The following is a 16,859-nucleotide window of genomic DNA, read 5'->3' as shown; positions in this document are numbered from 1 at the left end:
CCAAGGCTCGGCAGCTGCTACGCACAACCATTCCTCAAGAGGGCGGGCTGTTGCTTTTTCCACACTCGTCCCGGCCACTGTGGTTTTTTCATCACTGCCAAGGCCTGTGATGCCCGCAAACGCGGCCCGTCGCCCCATGGCACAGCCCTTGCTAAATCCCTGACAAAACCTTAGTCAAGGAGTCTCCATGCGCCCTTTATCTTTTCGCCGTGTCCTTTCATACCTGGGACTTGGCGCCGTGCTGCTGGCCGGCACCGCTCAGGCGCAACCCCATGACGGCGGCGTGCTGAACCTGGTGGCCCAACCCGAACCGCCGTCGCTGATGCACGGCGTGGTCAGCCACGTGTCCACCCAGTACGTCAGCGGCAAGATCCTCCAGGGCCTGCTGACCTTCGACACCGACCTGAAACCCAAACCGGTATTGGCCAAGGCCTGGACCGTTTCCCCCGATGGCCTGACCTACACCTTCGATTTGCAGGACAACGTGCGCTGGCATGACGGCCACGCGTTCACCGCCGATGACGTGGTGTTCAGCTTCCAGACCTTCTACCCCGAAGTGGACAAGCGCCTGGGCGGGGTCTTCACCGAGTACGTCGACAGCATCACCGCCAAGGGCCCGCTGCAGGTGGTGTTCCAGCTCAAGAAACCCTTCGCGCCGTTGCTCTCGGCCCTGGGCAGCGGGCTGCGGCCTGTGGTGCCCAAGCACCTCTACGAGAACACTGACTTTCGCAACAACCCCTATAACCTCAAGCCTGTCGGCACCGGCCCGTTTGTGTTTGTGGAGTGGAAACGCGGCGCCTATATCAAGCTGGCAAAGAACCCCGACTACTGGAAAAAGGGCCTGCCACACCTGGATGCGATCATCTTCCACGTGATCCCGGACGGCTCGTCCCGCGCTGCGGCGTTCGAGCGCAACGACGTGCAGGTGCTGCGCAGCGGTGATGCCGACTATTCCGACCTCAAGCGCCTGACCGCCTTGCCGGACGTGCAGTCGTCGGAAAAAGGCTGGGAGCTGTATTCCGGCCTGGCCTTCCTGCAGATCAATACGCGCAAGCCGCCGCTGAACAACCCCAAGGTGCGCCAGGCGATCCTGTATGCGCTGAACCGCCAGTTCATCGTCGACAACATCTTCTTCGGTTCGGGCAAGGTTGCCCCCGGCCAGTTCGTGTCCACCTCGCCGTACCACGACCCGCAATTGCCGCAGTACACCTATGACGTGAAAAAAGCCAAGGCGCTGATTGCCGAGTCCGGCGTGGACGTGGGCGCCGTGCGGATTCGCCTGCTCAACGGCGAGAAGGGCGGTGCCTGGGAGCGCCTGGCCGAATACACCAAGCAAGCCCTGCAGCCGCTGGGCTTCAAGGTACAAGTGGTGACGTCCGACGCCGCCACCTGGTTCCAGCGCGTCAGCGACTGGGACTTCGACCTGACCTACAACTTCATCTTCCAGATCGGCGACCCGTACCTGACCAACGCCTACCTGTACCGCTCCGACTACATCCTCAAGACTTCGCCATTTGCCAACGTCAGCGGCTACAACAGCCCCGAGGCCGATGCCCTGTGGACTCAGGTCGCCAACACCCCGGAAGGCCCGGAACGCACCAGGCTCTATAGCCAGTTGGAAAACGTGCTGAACACCGACCTGCCGATCGCGCCGATCTTCGAAATGCGCTACCCGACACTGTTCCACAAAGAGGTGAAGAACCTGCTGCAAACCGCCACCAGCCTTAACGAAGACTACGAAAGCGTCTACCTCGACGCGCCTGCACCATGAACGGGTTGCTGTATTTCAGCGGTCGCCTGCTCAAGGCACTGTTGATGATTGTGGCGGTGCTGGTGCTGGGCTTTTTACTGATCCGCCTGGCGCCGGGTGACCCGGCGCTGCTGTTGGCCGGCGAGGCGGGGGTGGACGATGTGCAGTTCATCGAACACCTGCGCCAGACCATGGGCCTGGACAAGCCGTTGCTCACGCAGTTGCTGATCTACCTGGGCAATATCGCCCATCTGGACCTGGGTTATTCCTACCGCAACCAGACCTCGGTGTGGTCGCTGATTGCTGAGCGCTTGCCGGCAACACTGGCCCTGATGGGCTCGGCATTTTTGCTCTCGTCGGTGCTTGGCGTCACCCTGGGGACGTTGGCCGCCCGGGCCCGACAGAAGCGTCACTGGCTGGATGGCGTGATCTCCCACGGCGCATTGCTGCTGTATGCGATGCCGCCATTCTGGCTGGCGATGCTGCTGATCCTGTTGTTCTCCGTCAGCCTCGATTGGTTGCCGGCGTTTGGCATGGAAACGGTGGCACAGGACTTTTCCCTGCTCGACCGGCTCAAGCACCTGCTGCTGCCGTGCGTGTCGTTGAGCGTGCTGTTCCTCGCCTTGTATATCCACCTGACCCGCGCCGCCGTGCTCGACGCCCTTGGCCAGGAATACGTGCGCACCGCCCACGCCAAGGGCCTGCACCCGCGGCGGATTTTGTACGTGCATGTGTTGCGCAATGCGCTGTTGCCGGTGGTGACCTTTGCCGGTTTGCAACTGGGCCAGTTGGCCAGCGGCGCGTTGCTGGTGGAGGTGGTGTATTCCTGGCCGGGGATTGGTCGCTTGATGTACGACTCGCTGGCCCAGCGTGACTACGGCGTGTTGATGGGCGGTTTCCTGGTGATCTCGATTCTGGTGGTGGGCTTTAACGTGTTGACCGATGTGATCTGTCGTTTTCTCGACCCGCGTATCGGTGCAGGAGTGCAAGGCTGATGCTGGTTTTCCGACGTTTTGTGCGCCAGCCTGCGGCGTTGATCGGTGCGCTGTTTTTGCTGCTGCTGACGCTGTTGGCGATCGCCGCCCCCTGGCTGACCAGCAGCTCGCCATGGGAGATGAACAGCCAGCCGATGCTCGCGCCATTCCACGACCCGGCCCATTGGCTGGGCAGTGACCTGCTCGGTCGCGACCTCGCCAGTGGCCTGCTGTACGGCGCGCGGGTGTCCCTGGCCGTGGGGGCGCTGGCCAGCCTGGCGACCCTGGTGGTGGGCCTGCTGGTCGGCGCGGTCGCCGGCTATTTCGGTGGCTGGCTCGACGGTGTGCTGATGCGCATTGCCGAGTTCTTCCAGATCATTCCGCAACTGGTACTGGCGGTGATCCTGGTGGCGATCCTTGAGCCGTCCCTGTTCTCCATCGTGCTGGCCATCGCACTCGTAGCGTGGCCGGCGGTGGCGCGGTTGGTGCGCAGTGAGTTCCTGACCCTGCGCCAGCGCGAATTCGTGCAGGCCGCGCGGGTGCTGGGGCAGTCGCCGCTGGGGATCATCGCCCAGCAGATCCTGCCCAATGCCCTGGCGCCGCTGCTGGTGACCATGACCTTTGTCATGGCCACGGCGATCCTCACCGAAGCGGCCCTGGCGTTTCTCGGCTTGAGCGACCCGGAAGCCATGAGCTGGGGCTACATGATCAATGCCTCCCGTGGCTTGCTGCGGGACGCCTGGTGGATGAGCTTTCTGCCGGGGTTGGCGATTGTGCTGTGCGTGCTGGCGGTCAATCGAGTCGGTGAAGGTTTGCGTGTGGCCTTTGAGCCCGGGAGGTCGCTATGACGTTGTTGAGTGTTGAACATTTGCGTATCGCCTTGCCGGCCGGTGCGGATCGCAGCCATGCGCTGTATGACCTGTCGCTGCAACTGAGCAGTGGCGAATGCTTGTGTGTGGTGGGTGAATCCGGTTCCGGCAAGTCAATGCTGGCCAAGGCTTTGCTGCGCCAGTTGCCGGCCCCGCTGAAGGTGGAAAGCGGGCGCCTGGTGTTTCGCGACGAAGACCTGGCCGACCGCAGCGAAGAGGCCATGCGCCAACTGCGCGGGCGGGATATCAGCATGGTATTCCAGGAGCCCATGAGCGCCCTCAACCCACTGATGCGGGTGGGCCAACAGATCGATGAAACCCTGCGCGCCCATGGCGTGGCGGCGGCACGGGTGCGGCGTCAGCGGGTGGTGGATTTGCTCGGTTATGTCGGCTTGCCCGACCCTGAGCGCTTGCGACTGGCGTATCCGTTTGAACTGTCTGGCGGGCAGCGTCAGCGGGTGGTGATCGCCATGGCCCTGGCGTTTGATCCGGCGCTGTTGATTGCCGATGAGCCGACCTCGGCGCTGGACGTGACCACCCAGGCGCAGATTCTCGACCTGCTGCGCAAGATCCAGCAGGACAAGGGCATGGCACTGTTGTTTATCACCCACGACTTTGCCGTGGTCGAGGCGATTGCCGACCGGGTGCTGGTGCTGGAAAAGGGCCGGGTGGTGGAACAGGGCACGGCCCCGGCGGTGTTGCGTGTGCCCCGGGAAGATTACACCCGGCAGTTGTTGGCGGCGGTGTCGGCGCAACCGCTGGTGCCACGTACGCAGGTGGCTGGCCCTGTGGTGCTGAAGGCCGAAGCGCTGGGCAAGGTGTTCAGCAGCCGCAGCGGTTGGTGGGGGCGGCGTACGACTCAGGCGTTGGATGCGGTTCAGCTGCAATTGCGTGAAGGCGAGACGTTGGGGATTGTGGGGGAGTCGGGGTCGGGCAAGTCGACCCTGGGTCGGTGCCTGGTGCGTTTGCTGCGTGCTGACAGCGGGCGGATCGAGTGGTTGGGGCGGGAGGTCGCGGGGTTGTCTGAAGGGCGGCTGCGAGCGTTGCGCAGTGATGTGCAGATGATTTTCCAGGATCCGTTTGCCTCGCTCAATCCGCGGCAGACGGTGGGGCAGATTGTTATGACTGGGCCTTTGGTGCAGGGGGGTTCCAAGGCGGATGCCGAGCGGCGGGCCCGTGAGTTGCTGGGGTTGGTGGGGTTGCCGGCAGCGGCGTTTGAGCGGTTTCCTCATGAGTTTTCCGGGGGGCAACGGCAGCGCATAGGGATCGCCCGGGCGTTGGCGGTGGAGCCTAGGGTGTTGATCGCTGATGAGTGTGTGTCGGCGCTTGATGCGCTGATCCAGGTGCAGATTCTGGAGTTGCTGGAGTCGCTGCAGCGGCGGTTCAGGTTGAGCATTGTGTTTATTACTCATGACTTGCGGGTGGCTGCGCGGTTGTGTGACCGGATTGCGGTGATGCGTCAGGGGAGGGTGGTGGAGCAGGGGGAGACGGCGGCGCTGTTTGCTGATGCGCGGCATCCGTATACGCGGGAGTTGTTGATGGCTGAGGCCATCTGACTTGGGTTGTTGGGGTTGGGGGCATATCCGTTATTCAGCTAACGGCCACCTATGGTTTCGCTCTTACAGCGAGTCACATTGCAAAAGCGGCAAAGGCGACCTGAGTGTTAGAGCAAAAGCAGAGCCGCTTTATGTGGGAGCGGGCTTGCTCGCGAAGAACCTGAGAGCGCCGCGTTGAATCAGGATGTTCGCGTTATCGTTAACGACCTTCGCAAGCAAGCCCGCTCCCACATTTGGATCGTGTCCACCTTTGATTTTGCTGTTGCTACACCACACTCAATCCTTTCACTTATTGAGAAACCTCCATGCCGACCTCTTTCACCGAACTGCCAGTGATCCAGGGCCAACCACTGGAAATCCGCCCCAACCGTCACCTGAGCATCACCCATCACGCGGGCACCACCCAACCCGACACGGTAGTGTTCTTCTGCCACGGCGCCGGCGGCAACAAGGACCAGTGGCGCCACCAATGGCAATCCCTGAAAACCCAAGGCTACAGTCTGGTCGCCTGGGACCTGCTCGGTCACGGCGCCAGCGCAAAACCCCGCAACCCAGAGGCCTACGCCTGGCCCGAACTGGTCGCCGACTACCTGGAAATCCTCAAGCGCTACGGCGGTTCCCGCAACCTCATCGTCGCCCACTCCTTCGGCACTGGCCTGACCCTGAGCGCCTTGCTGGCCAAACCCGCGATCCCCATCGAAGCCGTATTGCTGCTGGGCACCCGACTCCACAGCATCAGCCGGAGCGGCGGCCTGATGCGTCTACCCGCATGGCTCCTGGAATGGCTGCGCCCCCTGCTGGCCAAAGGTTTCCGCCAGGCCGCATGGAACGCCAAAGCCGACCCCGCACTGGTCGCCTACGAAGAAAAACTCACCGAGCGCAACCCGCTGTACATGTTCAAGGCCCTGATGAAAAACGTCCAATGGCCAGACGCCAATGCACTGCTCACCCTGACCCTGCCCTTGAGTGTGCTGGCCGGCGACACCGACGGCCTGACCCCGGCCAGCGGCGGCGAAGCACTCGCCCGGCATTTGCCCAATGCCGAGTATCAGTTGTTGCCCGAATGCGGCCACCAACTCATGCTGGAAAAACCCGATGAGGTATTGGCCGCATTTCAGCGCCTGCTGTCAGCTCAGCGGGACGGCAGTTTCCAGCGCTCACGGTAGAGGTCGTACTGCGCGGCGGGCAGTTGCACCAGCAGCGGGTTTTCTCGCGGGTCCAGCCAGGCAAACAACGCCTGGATATTCACCGGGTCCATCGCCGTGCAGCCCAATGTTCCCGAACTGACGCTGCGCCAGATATGCAGGAAAATACACGAGCCGCCGTTGGCCAAAGCCGGTGTGTTGTGCTCGACAAAAATCCCCTGGCGGTACAGCTGGTCCTTGCGCAGCATCCGCTCGGAACTGGTCCAGTCCTTGTTCACCGCCGAGCTGTCCACCAGGGTGTTGTAATGGCTGGACTGGCTGTCATCCACGCATTCGCGGGTGGCGGTACTGGCCGCGTAAGGCAAGCGGGTGTCAGCGGTGGGGGCGTAGCCGAAGGCACCGCCGAGTTTGAAGATGCCGGCCGGGGCCTTGCCATCGCCTTCATGCTTGAGGGGCTGCTGGTCGGGGGTGGGCGTCGTAAGGCCGGTGCCCCACGCCATGCCGTTTTTACCGACCACGATGGCAAAGGGTTCGCCGACTTTCTGAAAGCCTTGCCCATGCCGCTCATAGCGTTGTGCGGTGCCCTGGATGCTGTTCCAGTCCGGGGTGGTGACCACGATCAGTTGCCGGCTGGTCTCGGGGATTTGCGCGAGTGCCACGTTTGAAAGCAGCGTCAGCAGCGCCGCGCAGGTTTTGATGAGCGTGTTCAACGTCGTTCAGTCCTTGAAAAGAGGGAAACCTCAAACGCTAGTTTTTGCCCCGGGCTTTATCAAGCTGAAGCTGTGTTGTGATGTTACCGCAGCGGTTCGATAGGGAAGTCCATCGGCTCGGCCCGCACCGGGTTTCGGCTATAGGTGAAGTGCCACCATTCGCCGGCATAACCGGTAAAGCCTTCCTTGGCCATCGCAGCGCTCAACCGTTGGCGATTCTGGCGTGCCGCCTGGCTGATGTGGGAGCTGTTGGTGTGGGCCATTTCGTCGAAGCAATCAAAACCGGTGCCCATGTCCAGGCCGCCATCGGGCAGGCGTCGACCGTAACCGGCGGCGCAATCCACCGCCGCGGTGTCGGCGTTCCAGGCCTGGGCTGGCAGTGCATCGGGGCCGGTCAGGGTCACGTCCACTGCCGCCCCCCGGGAGTGGTTGGAAACCTTGGCCACATAGCCCAGGCGCCAGAAATCCTGCTTGTTCACCCGGGGGTAGAACTCGGCCTTGGCCGGATCCCCCGGCAGGCTGGCGAAGCGGCCCATGTTCGCGACGGCACGGCTGGGACGATAGCAGTCGAAGACCTTCAAGCCGTAACCCTGCCTGGCCAACTCGGCCTGGACCCGTACCAGTGCCTTTGCCGCGTCGGCAGACAGCACGCATTCGGCTGCTTTGTAGCCGTCCAGCGGCGCTCCGGTGAAGTTGTGGGGGCTGGCGTAGCGAATGTCCTGAGCGATGCTCGGGTCGAGGCTGCGCAGGTAAACCATGTTGGCCGGCATCGGCGTGTCTGCCGCTACCGGCGTGGCGAGCACGATCAGGCTCAGGGCGGCAAGGGAAAGGGAAGAGTAGGGCATGGCGGGCCGGGCTCGGACGGTGGCTTAAGCGCGCCACACTAGCAATGCCCGCCCCATGCCGCCAGTGCTACGGCGCGGCGTTGGGCACAAATGCCACGCTGCCACCGTCACGCTTGTGGAACAACCGTTCACCATTGTCCGGCTGGGTAGTGATGACCTGATGATCGTTGCCCAGGTAGGCCAGCGGCGTCGGGTCATCCTTGGTGGACTGCGCGACAATAATTGTGCGCTTGGGATCAAAGGTGCGGCCGCTGGTTTTTTCCAGCCAGGCCATGAACGCCGCACTGTCGCCCTGGCGCGGGAAGTCCTGGGTTTCGGCAACGTAGTAGAACGGCGTCCCGTGATTTTGCAGGTACATCGGTACCTTGTTGTCGACTTCCACCATCACCATCTGCCACGCGTTCCATGGCGCGCTTTTCACTGCTTGCGCTTGAACGTCCTCGGCGAAACGGGTCACGCCGCCATTGCCATTGGTCCACGGATACACCACCCCGAGTACCAGCAGCATCACCCCGGCAGCGATGCCGAACCCACGGTACCAACCCCGGCCGACCGTGCCTTTGCGGGCGATACGCTCACTGACCCACCACGCCGCCAGCAACTGCGCGAACGGCACCAGCGGCAGCACGTAGTAACTGCGCCGGCTGCCACTGGCGGTGAAGAACACAAACAGCAGGCCCAGCCCCCACACCAGCCAACGGGTGTTGGGCGGGGTGTCGCGCCAATGCCGCACGGCGAGCCACAGGCCCAGCACCCAGCACGGCGCCCAGGGCAAGGTGTAGGCCGGCAGGTAGATCAGGTAGGTGTAGATCGGCCCCATATGGTCGAACGGGTCGAAGAAGCGCACCACGTTTTCCCGGAACACCAGTTCCAGGCCGCTTGCACCGTAGGTCGGTGCGCCGTAGAGGTGGGACAGCACAAACGGGATCGCGTAGAACGCCCCGGCGATGATCACGGCCAGCACCAACCGCAGGTTGAGATGGCGTTTGTAGCGCTGTTCGCTGAGCAAGTGCGGCAGCAGCACCAGGCCCGGCAGTACAAAGCCGATCAAGCCCTTGAACAGCGACGTCGCCGCCAGTAACAGGAAGAACACCGTGTAGCGCCCCAGCCGCGTATCGTCCGGCCCGCGCCAATACCACCAGACGGCCGCCAGCACGCCGCATACGGTCAGCACGTCCGCCGTGGCCACCCGGGCCCAGAAGAGGAAGTAGAAGGTGGTCGCGAGCATCCAGCCGGCAATCAGGCCGGTGCCTTTGCGGAACAGTTGCTCGCCGATCAGGTACACCAGCCAGATGCTCAGCCACGCCGAGATGACCGATGACAGGCGCAACGACCACGGCCCCAGGCCGCCCATCAGGTTGGCCAGGCCGGTGATCAGCCAGTACGACGGCAGGGGTTTGTCGTAATACGGGGTGCCCTTGAGGTACGGGTCGAAGTAGTCGCCGCTTTGCAGCATCTGCAGGGTGATGTTCGCCCAGCGGGTTTCCGGGCCCCACAGGTCGCGGGCGCCCAGGCCCAGCAGCAGGATCAGGGCCGACACGCCCAGGAGCAGCAGCAGGGCGCCGCGTTCGGTTTTCCAGAAGTTCATGCGGCGGTTCCGATGTGGGACGAGTGTTGAATGGGGTCACCCCACATTAGGGCGCCTGTGTTACGGCAATTGCGGGTAGATGATGATCTCCAGGTCACCCTTGTAATAACGCTTGCCCCCCAACGGCAGCTGGCCGGCTTCGCGCATTTCGCTGGTGCTCCTGACCCGCATCAGCACGCCCACCGGGCCTTGCTGGCGCGCCTGCTTGAGCCAGGCTTGAACGCTGTCGAGATCCACCTTGCGGTGCATCGAGTCGGCGTATTGCAGGCCGTAGCGTAGTTCGCCTTCAGTGTTGTAGAGCGTCACTTCGGGCCGGCGCAGGCGCCATGCCAGGGCCGACGCCGATTCCAGTTCGTTGCTCAGCAGCGCTTGGGTCTTTTGGAGCTCGTCCAGGTGCTGGAGCACGAACTGATCAGGCATCTGGTTATCTTCGATCACCGCCGGCATGCCGGCGGGCAACAGCGCCACCAGCAGGCCAATGCCCAACGCCGGCATCGCCCACAGCGCCAATGGGCGGAAGGCTTGAAGCAGGTTGGCGAGCATCCAGCCCATCAGCACGATGAACGTCAGGGACAGGTTGAACATCTCGCTGTGGCTGTTGCCGTACAACGGCCGGTCGATTTGCAGGTAGATCAGCGTCACCATTGCCGCGACGCCGATGCCCAGGTTGAGCAGGCCATTGACACGCAGCGTGCGGGTGCGGGCGTTGGCCAGCAGGTCGACCAATGCATGGCCCATCAGCAGCGCCAGCGGCAGCAGGCACGGCATGATGTAGGTCGGCAGCTTGCCGTTGCTCAGGCTGAAAAAGCCCAGGGGCAGCAGCAACCACAGCGCCAGGAAGACGATGGCCGGTTGGCGCTTTTCCTTCCAGGCCTTGCACAGTGTCGCCGGCAGCAGCGCCGCCCACGGCAGGCACGACACCACCATCAGCGGCAGGTAGAACCACCAGGGTCGTGCATGCTGGGCATTGTCGGAGGCGAACCGGCGGATGTGCTCGTGCCAGAAGAAGAAACGCCAGTAGTCCGGTTCCTGCAGGTGGATCGTCAGTGCCCAGGGCAGGCACACCACGGCCGCCACCAGTATCGCCAGCGGCCCGTAGCGCAGCAGTTCCCCCAGGCGACGTTGCCAGAGCATGTAAGGCAGGGCGATCAGCACCGGCAGCAACCACGCGAGGAAACCCTTGGTCATGAAACCCATGCCGCAGGCCACACCCAGCAACGTCCAGCTGGCGAGGCGGGCGCGGGGGGTGGAGCTGTCGAGGGCAAACCACAGCGCCGCCAGGCTCAGGTTGACCCAAAAGGTGAATTGCGGATCCAGGTTGGAATAACCGGCTTGCCCGGCCACCAGGCCGAAACTCATGTAGAGCAGCGCGCAGGCGAAGCTCTTGCGCGGGTCGTTCCATAGCCGGCGGGCGATCAGGTAGGCGAGCACGACGCTCAGGCCGGTGGTCAGGGCGGAAGCGATGCGCACGCCGAACAGGTTTTCACCGAACAATGCCTGGCCCAGTGCGATCAGCCAGTAGCCGGCGGCGGGTTTTTCGAAATAGCGCACGCCCATGAAGTGCGGTGCCACCCAGTTGCCGCTGATGAGCATTTCCTGGCTGATCTGGGCGTAGCGGGTTTCGTCAGGGATCCATAGGCCATGCAGGCCCAGTGGCAACAGATAGAACATCACGAATGCCAGTAGCAATACGGGCAATGGTTTAAGGCGGGTCATGGCTATTGCACTCTCAAGCGGTATTGACGGTGAATCAGCGCGAGCGGATCAGCCATGCGCGAGGGGTGGAAGGTGGTCATGGTCGGGTAAAAATGCGGCACAGAACGTTATTCCTTAAACAGTCTGTTAGTGGGGGGCGAAACTGAATATCCCTGTGCCCCAGTCAAGCTCGTTAAATGTGTGGCGTCCAATAAGTCATCGAAGGTCGTCGTCATGTTGTTAACTTGTGAAAAGTTAGTGAGCTAATAATTTTTTGACAGAAATTCAATTAAAACCATAGAAGATGCCACGGTCTGGCTGTCTTTTTGCTGAACGAACTTGAATGATTAAATGTTAAGAAGTGTTCTAAAGTTGTTTAAGCACGGCGGCCCAGTCCTTACTGTTCAAAATACCCAGCGCCTTGAACTTGCCATCGGGCAGCAGCTTTACAAACAATGCACTGCCGTACTCGGCATGGGCGGCGTGTGGGTAGCCCAATGCCTCCTCGAAGTCGCTGATGCAGGCGCTGTGGGTGACCACCAGCAGGTTGCGGTCCGCGTGTTTATGTGGGCGCAGTTCCTCGCCGATGGCAGGGCCGCAGATGGCCAGGGGCCCGGGTGACAATTCGGCCTTGCCGAACATGAACAGCGAGCTCTGCGCGGTACGGGTGGTGGGGCTGCTCAGTACGTCGGTGTTTTCCATGCCCAGGGTCTGGAAGGCCTTGCCCACGGCACTTGCAGACAACGAGCCGAGCGTGGTCAGGCCGTCTGCCGGGCCCAGGCAAGGGTTGTTGGAGCGGTCACAGCGTTCCTCATGGCGGACCAGCACCACCAAGTCTCCGTTGCGCCAGGCTTCCAGGGTTCCGGAGCTGAGCAGGCGGTGGCCCACGCCCAGGTCCAGCGGCGATCTTGGCCACCAGATGAACGCCGTTACTGCCAGGCTGGCCATTACGATACCTGCCACGCCCAGCCACAGTTTGTTCAGCTGTTTTACAAACGCCCAGCGCGAGCGAGACTTGCTCAGGGTCAGGTCAACCACACTATTCACCATTGGTAACTTCCAGGCGTTAATCCGGTAACTGGCAGCGGCAAGTTAGGCAGGCGCCAAGTGAGTAGCGCTGATGCAGGAATATGCAAAAGCGTGTCACAGGGGCGCTGTCTTTTTGCTGAACATACCGATATAAAAAATTGTTCACTTGCACTAACGGGCGTTTGAAATAACCAGCCTGTTATCTGCCCATGGACGGCAATTTAAAGTGCAGCAGGTGGCGGCCGGGTGAAATCGATGTGAAAAATTTGCAGGGGTCATGGGGCGCTCCTTTTGCCCATGGTTGTGACATAAAAATGTGACAACCGTTATTCTCCGGCTTAAGTCCAGAAGCTTGTGGGGAGGGGTGATGCTGCAGGTACAAGGGGTATTCAAGAGTTATGGCACGCCGCAGGGGCCGTTGACCGTGCTGGCGGGTGTCGACCTGTACCTGGGAGCGCGCAGCAGCCTGGCGTTGATGGGTGAGTCGGGCAGTGGCAAAAGCACGCTGCTGCATTTGGTGGCCGGGCTCGACCAGGTCGACCGTGGCAGCATCCAGGTCGGCGACCAGCGCCTGGACCAGATGAGTGAGGCGCAACTGGCCCACTGGCGTCGCACCGAGATCGGCCTGGTGTTCCAGCAGTTCAACCTGATCGGCAGCCTGCGGGTCGAAGACAACCTGGCCTTCCAGGCGCGCCTGGCCGGGCGCCTCGATCCGGCGTGGCAAGCGCAGCTTGTGGAGCGACTCGGCCTGGGTGACTTGCTCAGGCGTTACCCCGAACAACTGTCCGGCGGCCAGCAGCAACGGGTAGCGGTAGGACGAGCCCTGGCGTCGCGCCCCGGCTTGCTGCTGGCGGACGAACCCACCGGTAACCTCGACGAAGGCACCAGTGACGAAGTGCTGCAACTGCTGCTGGACCTGCTGCGGGACAGCCCCACCAGCTTGCTGATGGTCACCCACAGCCCGCGCATCGCGGCGCGCCTTGACCAGCAGGTGGTGTTGCATCGCGGCCAGGTACTCGCTGCGGACGCCCGCTGACATGCGCGTCTTCCACTGGACACTGCGCGCGCTGCTCAGCCATTGGCGTCGCCACCCTGTGCAATTCTTCAGTGTGCTCACTGGCCTGTGGCTGGCCACCGCGCTGTTGACCGGCGTGCAAGCCCTCAACAGCCAGGCGCGGGACAGCTACGCGCGGGCCAGCCAGCTGATCGGCGGCGAACCCCAGGCCAGCCTCAGTGCGCCGGACGGTGCGGGCTTCCCCCAGGCGCTGTTTGCCGACCTGCGCCGCGCCGGGTGGCCGGTGTCGCCGGTGGTGCAGGGCCGCCTGCAGCTCAAGGGCCATGAAGACCAGCGCCTGCAAGTGATGGGCATCGACCCGGTGTCGTTGCCCGGCGGTGGCGCGCTGGCCGGGCAGACCCTGGACCGGGCGCAGATGGTCGCGTTCTTCAACCCGCCGGGACGCACCTGGATCGCGCCGCAGACCTTGCAGTCTCTGGGCCTGAAAGAGGGCGACCAGCCGCTGACAGCTGCCGGGCTAGTGCTGCCGCCACTGCATGTTCAAGCGGACATGGCCCCCGGCGTCTTGCTGACCGATATCGGCTTCGCCCAACCGTTGCTGGACATGCCCCAACGCCTGTCGCGATTGCTGCTGGACAAGGCCTTTGCCGCCGCGCATCCCGCCCTGCCGCCGGAACTGGGCGCGCAACTGCAGCTCAAGCAGGCCGAGGAAAACAACCTCGCGCGCCTCACTGAAAGCTTCCATCTGAACCTCGATGCGCTGGGCTTTCTGTCCTTTGTGGTGGGCCTGTTTATCGTGCATGCCGCCATCGGCCTGGCGCTGGAACAGCGGCGCGGCCTGCTGCGAACCTTGCGTGCGTGCGGGGTCAGTGCGCGGATGCTGATCCTCAGCCTGGCGGTGGAACTCGGTGGCCTGGCCGTGCTGGGTGGCCTGGCGGGCGTGGCCAGCGGGTACTTGCTGGCCAGCCTGTTGCTGCCGGATGTAGCCGCCAGCTTGCGCGGTCTGTATGGCGCCGAGGTGCCCGGCCAACTGAGCCTCAGCCCGCTGTGGTGGCTCAGTGGCCTGGGCCTGGGTTTGCTCGGCGCGTTGCTCGCCGGGGCCAGCAGCCTGTGGCGGGCGGCGCGTTTGCCGTTGTTGGCGCTGGCCAATGCCCAGGCCTGGCACCAGGCCCATGGGCGCTGGCTGCGACGCCAGGGCTGGGTGGCGGGTTCGGCCTTACTGGTTGCGCTGTTGGCACTGGTATTTGGCGATAGCCTGGCCAGTGGTTTTGTCTTGATGGCGGCCTTGTTGCTGGGCGCTGCGCTGGGCTTGCCGGTGGTGCTCAATGGTGTGCTCAAGGCGGTATTGGGGCGCAGCCGTTCGGTGCTGGGGCAATGGTTTCTCGCCGATTGCCGCCAGCAGTTGCCGGCCCTGAGCCTGGCGCTGATGGCCTTGCTGCTGGCGTTGGCCGCCAATATCGGCGCGGGCTCGATGACCTCGGGCTTTCGCCAGACCTTCAACAACTGGCTGGAACAACGCCTGACCGCCGAATTGTACCTCAACCCGCAAAATCCGGCCCAGGCCGAGGCGCTGCAAACCTGGCTGGTACAGCAGCCCCTGGTGCAGACAGTGCTGCCGACCTGGCAGGTTGCGGTGCAGTTGCAGGGGTGGCCGGCTGACCTGTTCGGCGTGGTCGACGACCCTACTTATCGCCAGCATTGGCCGCTGCTGGAAGCGGCGGCGAACCCATGGAGCCAGTTGTTGCAGGACGACAGCCTGATGCTCAGTGAGCAAATGGCACGTCGGCTCAAGGTGCGGCTGGGCGATGTGGTCAGCATCCCCACGCCCCAAGGTCCATGGTCGCCGAAGGTTGTGGGGATTTATGCCGACTACGGCAACCCCAAGGGCCACTTGCTGGTGAATTCGCGGCACCTGTTGCAGCACTGGCCGGGATTGTCGCCGGCGCGTTTCAACTTGCGGGTTTTGCCGGGCAACGTGCCGCCGCTGGTGCGTGCAGTACAGAAACGGTTTGCCCTCGAAGACAGCCGCATCGTCGACCAGCAGCAGCTCAAGGGCTGGTCGAGCCAGGTCTTCGAAAGAACTTTTGCCGCCACCGCCGCCCTTAACAGCCTGACCCTGGGCGTGGCCGGCGTGGCGTTGTTCATCAGCCTGCTGACCCAGAGCCAAAGCCGTCTTGGCCAGTTGGCCCCGCTGTGGGCGCTGGGCGTGACGCGCCGCCAATTGATGCTGCTCAACCTCGGCCAGACCTGGTTGCTGGCGGTGCTGACCCTGGTGCTGGCGTTGCCGCTGGGCTTGCTGCTGGCGTGGTGCCTGGACGTGGTGATCAACGTCCAGGCCTTCGGCTGGCGCCTGCCGTTGCAGGTGTTCCCGGGGCAACTGGCGCAACTGCTGGGTCTGGCGATGCTGGCCACCTTGCTGGCTTCGGCCTGGCCGTTGTGGCAGCTGTACCGCAGTCGCCCGGCGGATTTGCTGAGGACCTTTGCCAATGAAGATTAAGTGCCTGCTATGGGCGACGTTCCTGCTGCTGGGCGCCTGCGACAAACCACCTGCACCTGAAGAAAGCTTCGCCGGACTGGGCAGCCAGGCCGCGGACTTTGCCCAGGTGGTACCCGGCAAGGTCTTCAGCTTTCCCCAGGACCATGGCCCCCATGACGGCTATCGCATCGAATGGTGGTACCTCACCGCCAACCTGAAGGATGCCGAGGGCAATGCCTATGGCGTGCAATGGACGCTGTTTCGCAACGCACTCAAGGCCGGCCCGACACAACCCGGCTGGCACGACTCTACGATCTGGCTCGGCCACGCCGCCGTCACCTCGGCCACCCGCCATTACGCCAGCGAACGCTACGCCCGCGGCGGCGTGGGGCAGGCAGGGGCCCAGGCGGTGCCGTTCAATGCCTGGATCGATGACTGGAATTTCGCCACCCGCCCCGGTGCAGCCAGCCCCCTGGCGGACATGCAACTCAAGGCTGCAGGCGAGCATTTCAACTACGACCTGCACCTGACCTCCAGCCGCCCGCTGGTGCTCCAGGGGGATAACGGCTACAGCCGCAAGTCCGACCAGGGCCAGGCGTCGTACTACTACAGCCAGCCGTTTTTCCAGGCAGATGGCCGCGTGACCATCGATGGAAAATCTTACCAAGTCACCGGCAACGCCTGGCTCGATCGCGAATGGAGCAGCCAGCCCCTGACCGCCAGCCAGACTGGCTGGGACTGGTTCTCCCTGCACCTGGACAGCGGCGAGCAGTTGATGCTGTTTCGGGTGCGGCAGAAAGACGGGCCGTCGTACCTGACGGGTACCTGGATCGACAAAGAAGGCCACACACAGACCCTGCACAACCAGGATATTCAACTGACGCCGCTGGGCACGACTGCCATTGATGGGCGCAGCATTCCCACCCAGTGGTCATTGAAGATCCCGGGCAAACATCTGGATATCACCACGGAAGCGGTCAACCCAAAAGCCTGGATGAACCTGAGCATTCCTTACTGGGAAGGGCCGGTGAAATTTCAGGGTGGGGTGGGGTATCTGGAGATGACGGGGTATTGAGTCCGACGATTTTTTGTAGGCCTTGATTACCTGCCAGGTAGGTGATTTCCCAAATGTAATTTCAGCTGTTCCAACCTTGTGTCCGGGCCGTGTTCGCCTGCCTATATTCCTGCGCCATATCCATTACATCAG

13 protein-coding genes are annotated in these 16,859 nt (G+C 62.9%); 8 read left to right on the top strand and 5 right to left on the bottom strand.

Annotation, left to right across the window (positions count from 1 at the left end; genetic code table 11):
* Positions 1-187 precede the first annotated feature (187 nt).
* From HX839_RS13735 to HX839_RS13715, 5 genes are all read left to right on the top strand, one after another.
* Entirely contained in the window at positions 188-1,771 is a 1,584-nt protein-coding gene (locus tag HX839_RS13735; protein ID WP_008431399.1) for an ABC transporter substrate-binding protein, read from the top strand.
* On the top strand, positions 1,768-2,745 hold the full coding sequence (locus HX839_RS13730; protein ID WP_087693384.1) for an ABC transporter permease: 978 nt from the start codon (positions 1,768-1,770) through the stop codon (positions 2,743-2,745). The genes HX839_RS13735 and HX839_RS13730 overlap by 4 nt, the downstream gene beginning before the upstream one ends.
* Entirely contained in the window at positions 2,745-3,572 is an 828-nt protein-coding gene (locus tag HX839_RS13725; RefSeq protein WP_003210288.1) for an ABC transporter permease, read from the top strand. The genes HX839_RS13730 and HX839_RS13725 overlap by 1 nt, the downstream gene beginning before the upstream one ends.
* A complete protein-coding gene (locus HX839_RS13720; RefSeq protein ID WP_177067183.1) occupies positions 3,569-5,149 on the top strand; it encodes an ABC transporter ATP-binding protein in 1,581 nt (526 codons plus the stop codon). The genes HX839_RS13725 and HX839_RS13720 overlap by 4 nt, the downstream gene beginning before the upstream one ends.
* A gap of 305 nt (positions 5,150-5,454) precedes the next feature.
* Positions 5,455-6,315 (top strand): alpha/beta fold hydrolase, encoded by an 861-nt coding sequence (locus HX839_RS13715; RefSeq protein ID WP_177067182.1) that lies wholly within the window; start codon positions 5,455-5,457, stop codon positions 6,313-6,315.
* On the opposite strand, the gene HX839_RS13710 is transcribed toward HX839_RS13715, so the two are convergent.
* The 5 genes from HX839_RS13710 to HX839_RS13690 all read right to left on the bottom strand — a co-directional run bounded on the left by HX839_RS13710 (position 6,282) and on the right by HX839_RS13690 (position 12,182).
* Positions 6,282-7,004, bottom strand: a complete 723-nt coding sequence (locus HX839_RS13710; RefSeq protein WP_177046703.1) for a L,D-transpeptidase — start codon at positions 7,002-7,004, stop codon at positions 6,282-6,284. The two genes, HX839_RS13715 and HX839_RS13710, sit on opposite strands and share 34 nt — an antisense overlap.
* An 83-nt stretch (positions 7,005-7,087) precedes the next feature.
* Positions 7,088-7,849 carry a M15 family metallopeptidase gene (locus tag HX839_RS13705; protein WP_177067181.1) on the bottom strand — a complete coding sequence of 254 codons (762 nt, stop codon included), beginning with the start codon at positions 7,847-7,849 and terminating at the stop codon, positions 7,088-7,090.
* Positions 7,850-7,916: 67 nt separating this feature from the next.
* Complete coding sequence (locus tag HX839_RS13700) at positions 7,917-9,437, bottom strand: glycosyltransferase family 39 protein (protein WP_177037294.1); 1,521 nt, start codon at positions 9,435-9,437, stop codon at positions 7,917-7,919.
* Positions 9,438-9,497: 60 nt separating this feature from the next.
* Positions 9,498-11,153: a lipid IV(A) 4-amino-4-deoxy-L-arabinosyltransferase gene (arnT, locus tag HX839_RS13695; RefSeq protein ID WP_177067180.1), complete on the bottom strand. Its 1,656-nt coding sequence runs from the start codon at positions 11,151-11,153 to the stop codon at positions 9,498-9,500.
* 345 nt (positions 11,154-11,498) lie between these two features.
* Positions 11,499-12,182, bottom strand: a complete 684-nt coding sequence (locus tag HX839_RS13690) for a histidine phosphatase family protein (RefSeq protein WP_177009811.1) — start codon at positions 12,180-12,182, stop codon at positions 11,499-11,501.
* A gap of 346 nt (positions 12,183-12,528) precedes the next feature.
* Between HX839_RS13690 and HX839_RS13685 the strand changes: the two genes are divergently transcribed.
* The 3 genes from HX839_RS13685 to HX839_RS13675 are packed head-to-tail and all read left to right on the top strand — an operon-like array spanning position 12,529 to position 16,727.
* Positions 12,529-13,197: an ABC transporter ATP-binding protein gene (locus HX839_RS13685; protein WP_008431380.1), complete on the top strand. Its 669-nt coding sequence runs from the start codon at positions 12,529-12,531 to the stop codon at positions 13,195-13,197.
* A 1-nt stretch (position 13,198) separates the two neighbouring features.
* Positions 13,199-15,673, top strand: a complete 2,475-nt coding sequence (locus HX839_RS13680) for an FtsX-like permease family protein (protein WP_177067179.1) — start codon at positions 13,199-13,201, stop codon at positions 15,671-15,673.
* A complete protein-coding gene (locus HX839_RS13675; protein WP_102606242.1) occupies positions 15,663-16,727 on the top strand; it encodes a lipocalin-like domain-containing protein in 1,065 nt (354 codons plus the stop codon). Before HX839_RS13680 ends, HX839_RS13675 begins: the two co-directional genes overlap by 11 nt.
* Positions 16,728-16,859: the final 132 nt, after the last annotated feature.

Origin of the sequence: Pseudomonas sp. I8001, assembly GCF_013385345.1 — a bacterium.
GTDB lineage: Bacteria > Pseudomonadota > Gammaproteobacteria > Pseudomonadales > Pseudomonadaceae > Aquipseudomonas.
This window is presented reverse-complemented; position numbering and strand designations above follow the sequence as displayed.

What these genes read in the sequence shown, in the direction of transcription:
- HX839_RS13675 (WP_102606242.1), top strand. Translation starts at nt 15,663, where the DNA reads ATGAAGATTAAGTGCCTGCTATGGGCGACGTTCCTGCTGCTGGGCGCC.
- HX839_RS13685 (WP_008431380.1), top strand. Translation starts at nt 12,529, where the DNA reads ATGCTGCAGGTACAAGGGGTATTCAAGAGTTATGGCACGCCGCAGGGG.
- HX839_RS13730 (WP_087693384.1), top strand. Translation starts at nt 1,768, where the DNA reads ATGAACGGGTTGCTGTATTTCAGCGGTCGCCTGCTCAAGGCACTGTTG.
- HX839_RS13700 (WP_177037294.1), bottom strand. Translation starts at nt 9,437, where the DNA reads ATGAACTTCTGGAAAACCGAACGCGGCGCCCTGCTGCTGCTCCTGGGC.
- HX839_RS13715 (WP_177067182.1), top strand. Translation starts at nt 5,455, where the DNA reads ATGCCGACCTCTTTCACCGAACTGCCAGTGATCCAGGGCCAACCACTG.
- HX839_RS13735 (WP_008431399.1), top strand. Translation starts at nt 188, where the DNA reads ATGCGCCCTTTATCTTTTCGCCGTGTCCTTTCATACCTGGGACTTGGC.
- HX839_RS13720 (WP_177067183.1), top strand. Translation starts at nt 3,569, where the DNA reads ATGACGTTGTTGAGTGTTGAACATTTGCGTATCGCCTTGCCGGCCGGT.
- HX839_RS13680 (WP_177067179.1), top strand. Translation starts at nt 13,199, where the DNA reads ATGCGCGTCTTCCACTGGACACTGCGCGCGCTGCTCAGCCATTGGCGT.
- HX839_RS13705 (WP_177067181.1), bottom strand. Translation starts at nt 7,849, where the DNA reads ATGCCCTACTCTTCCCTTTCCCTTGCCGCCCTGAGCCTGATCGTGCTC.
- HX839_RS13690 (WP_177009811.1), bottom strand. Translation starts at nt 12,182, where the DNA reads ATGGTGAATAGTGTGGTTGACCTGACCCTGAGCAAGTCTCGCTCGCGC.
- HX839_RS13725 (WP_003210288.1), top strand. Translation starts at nt 2,745, where the DNA reads ATGCTGGTTTTCCGACGTTTTGTGCGCCAGCCTGCGGCGTTGATCGGT.
- arnT (WP_177067180.1), bottom strand. Translation starts at nt 11,153, where the DNA reads ATGACCCGCCTTAAACCATTGCCCGTATTGCTACTGGCATTCGTGATG.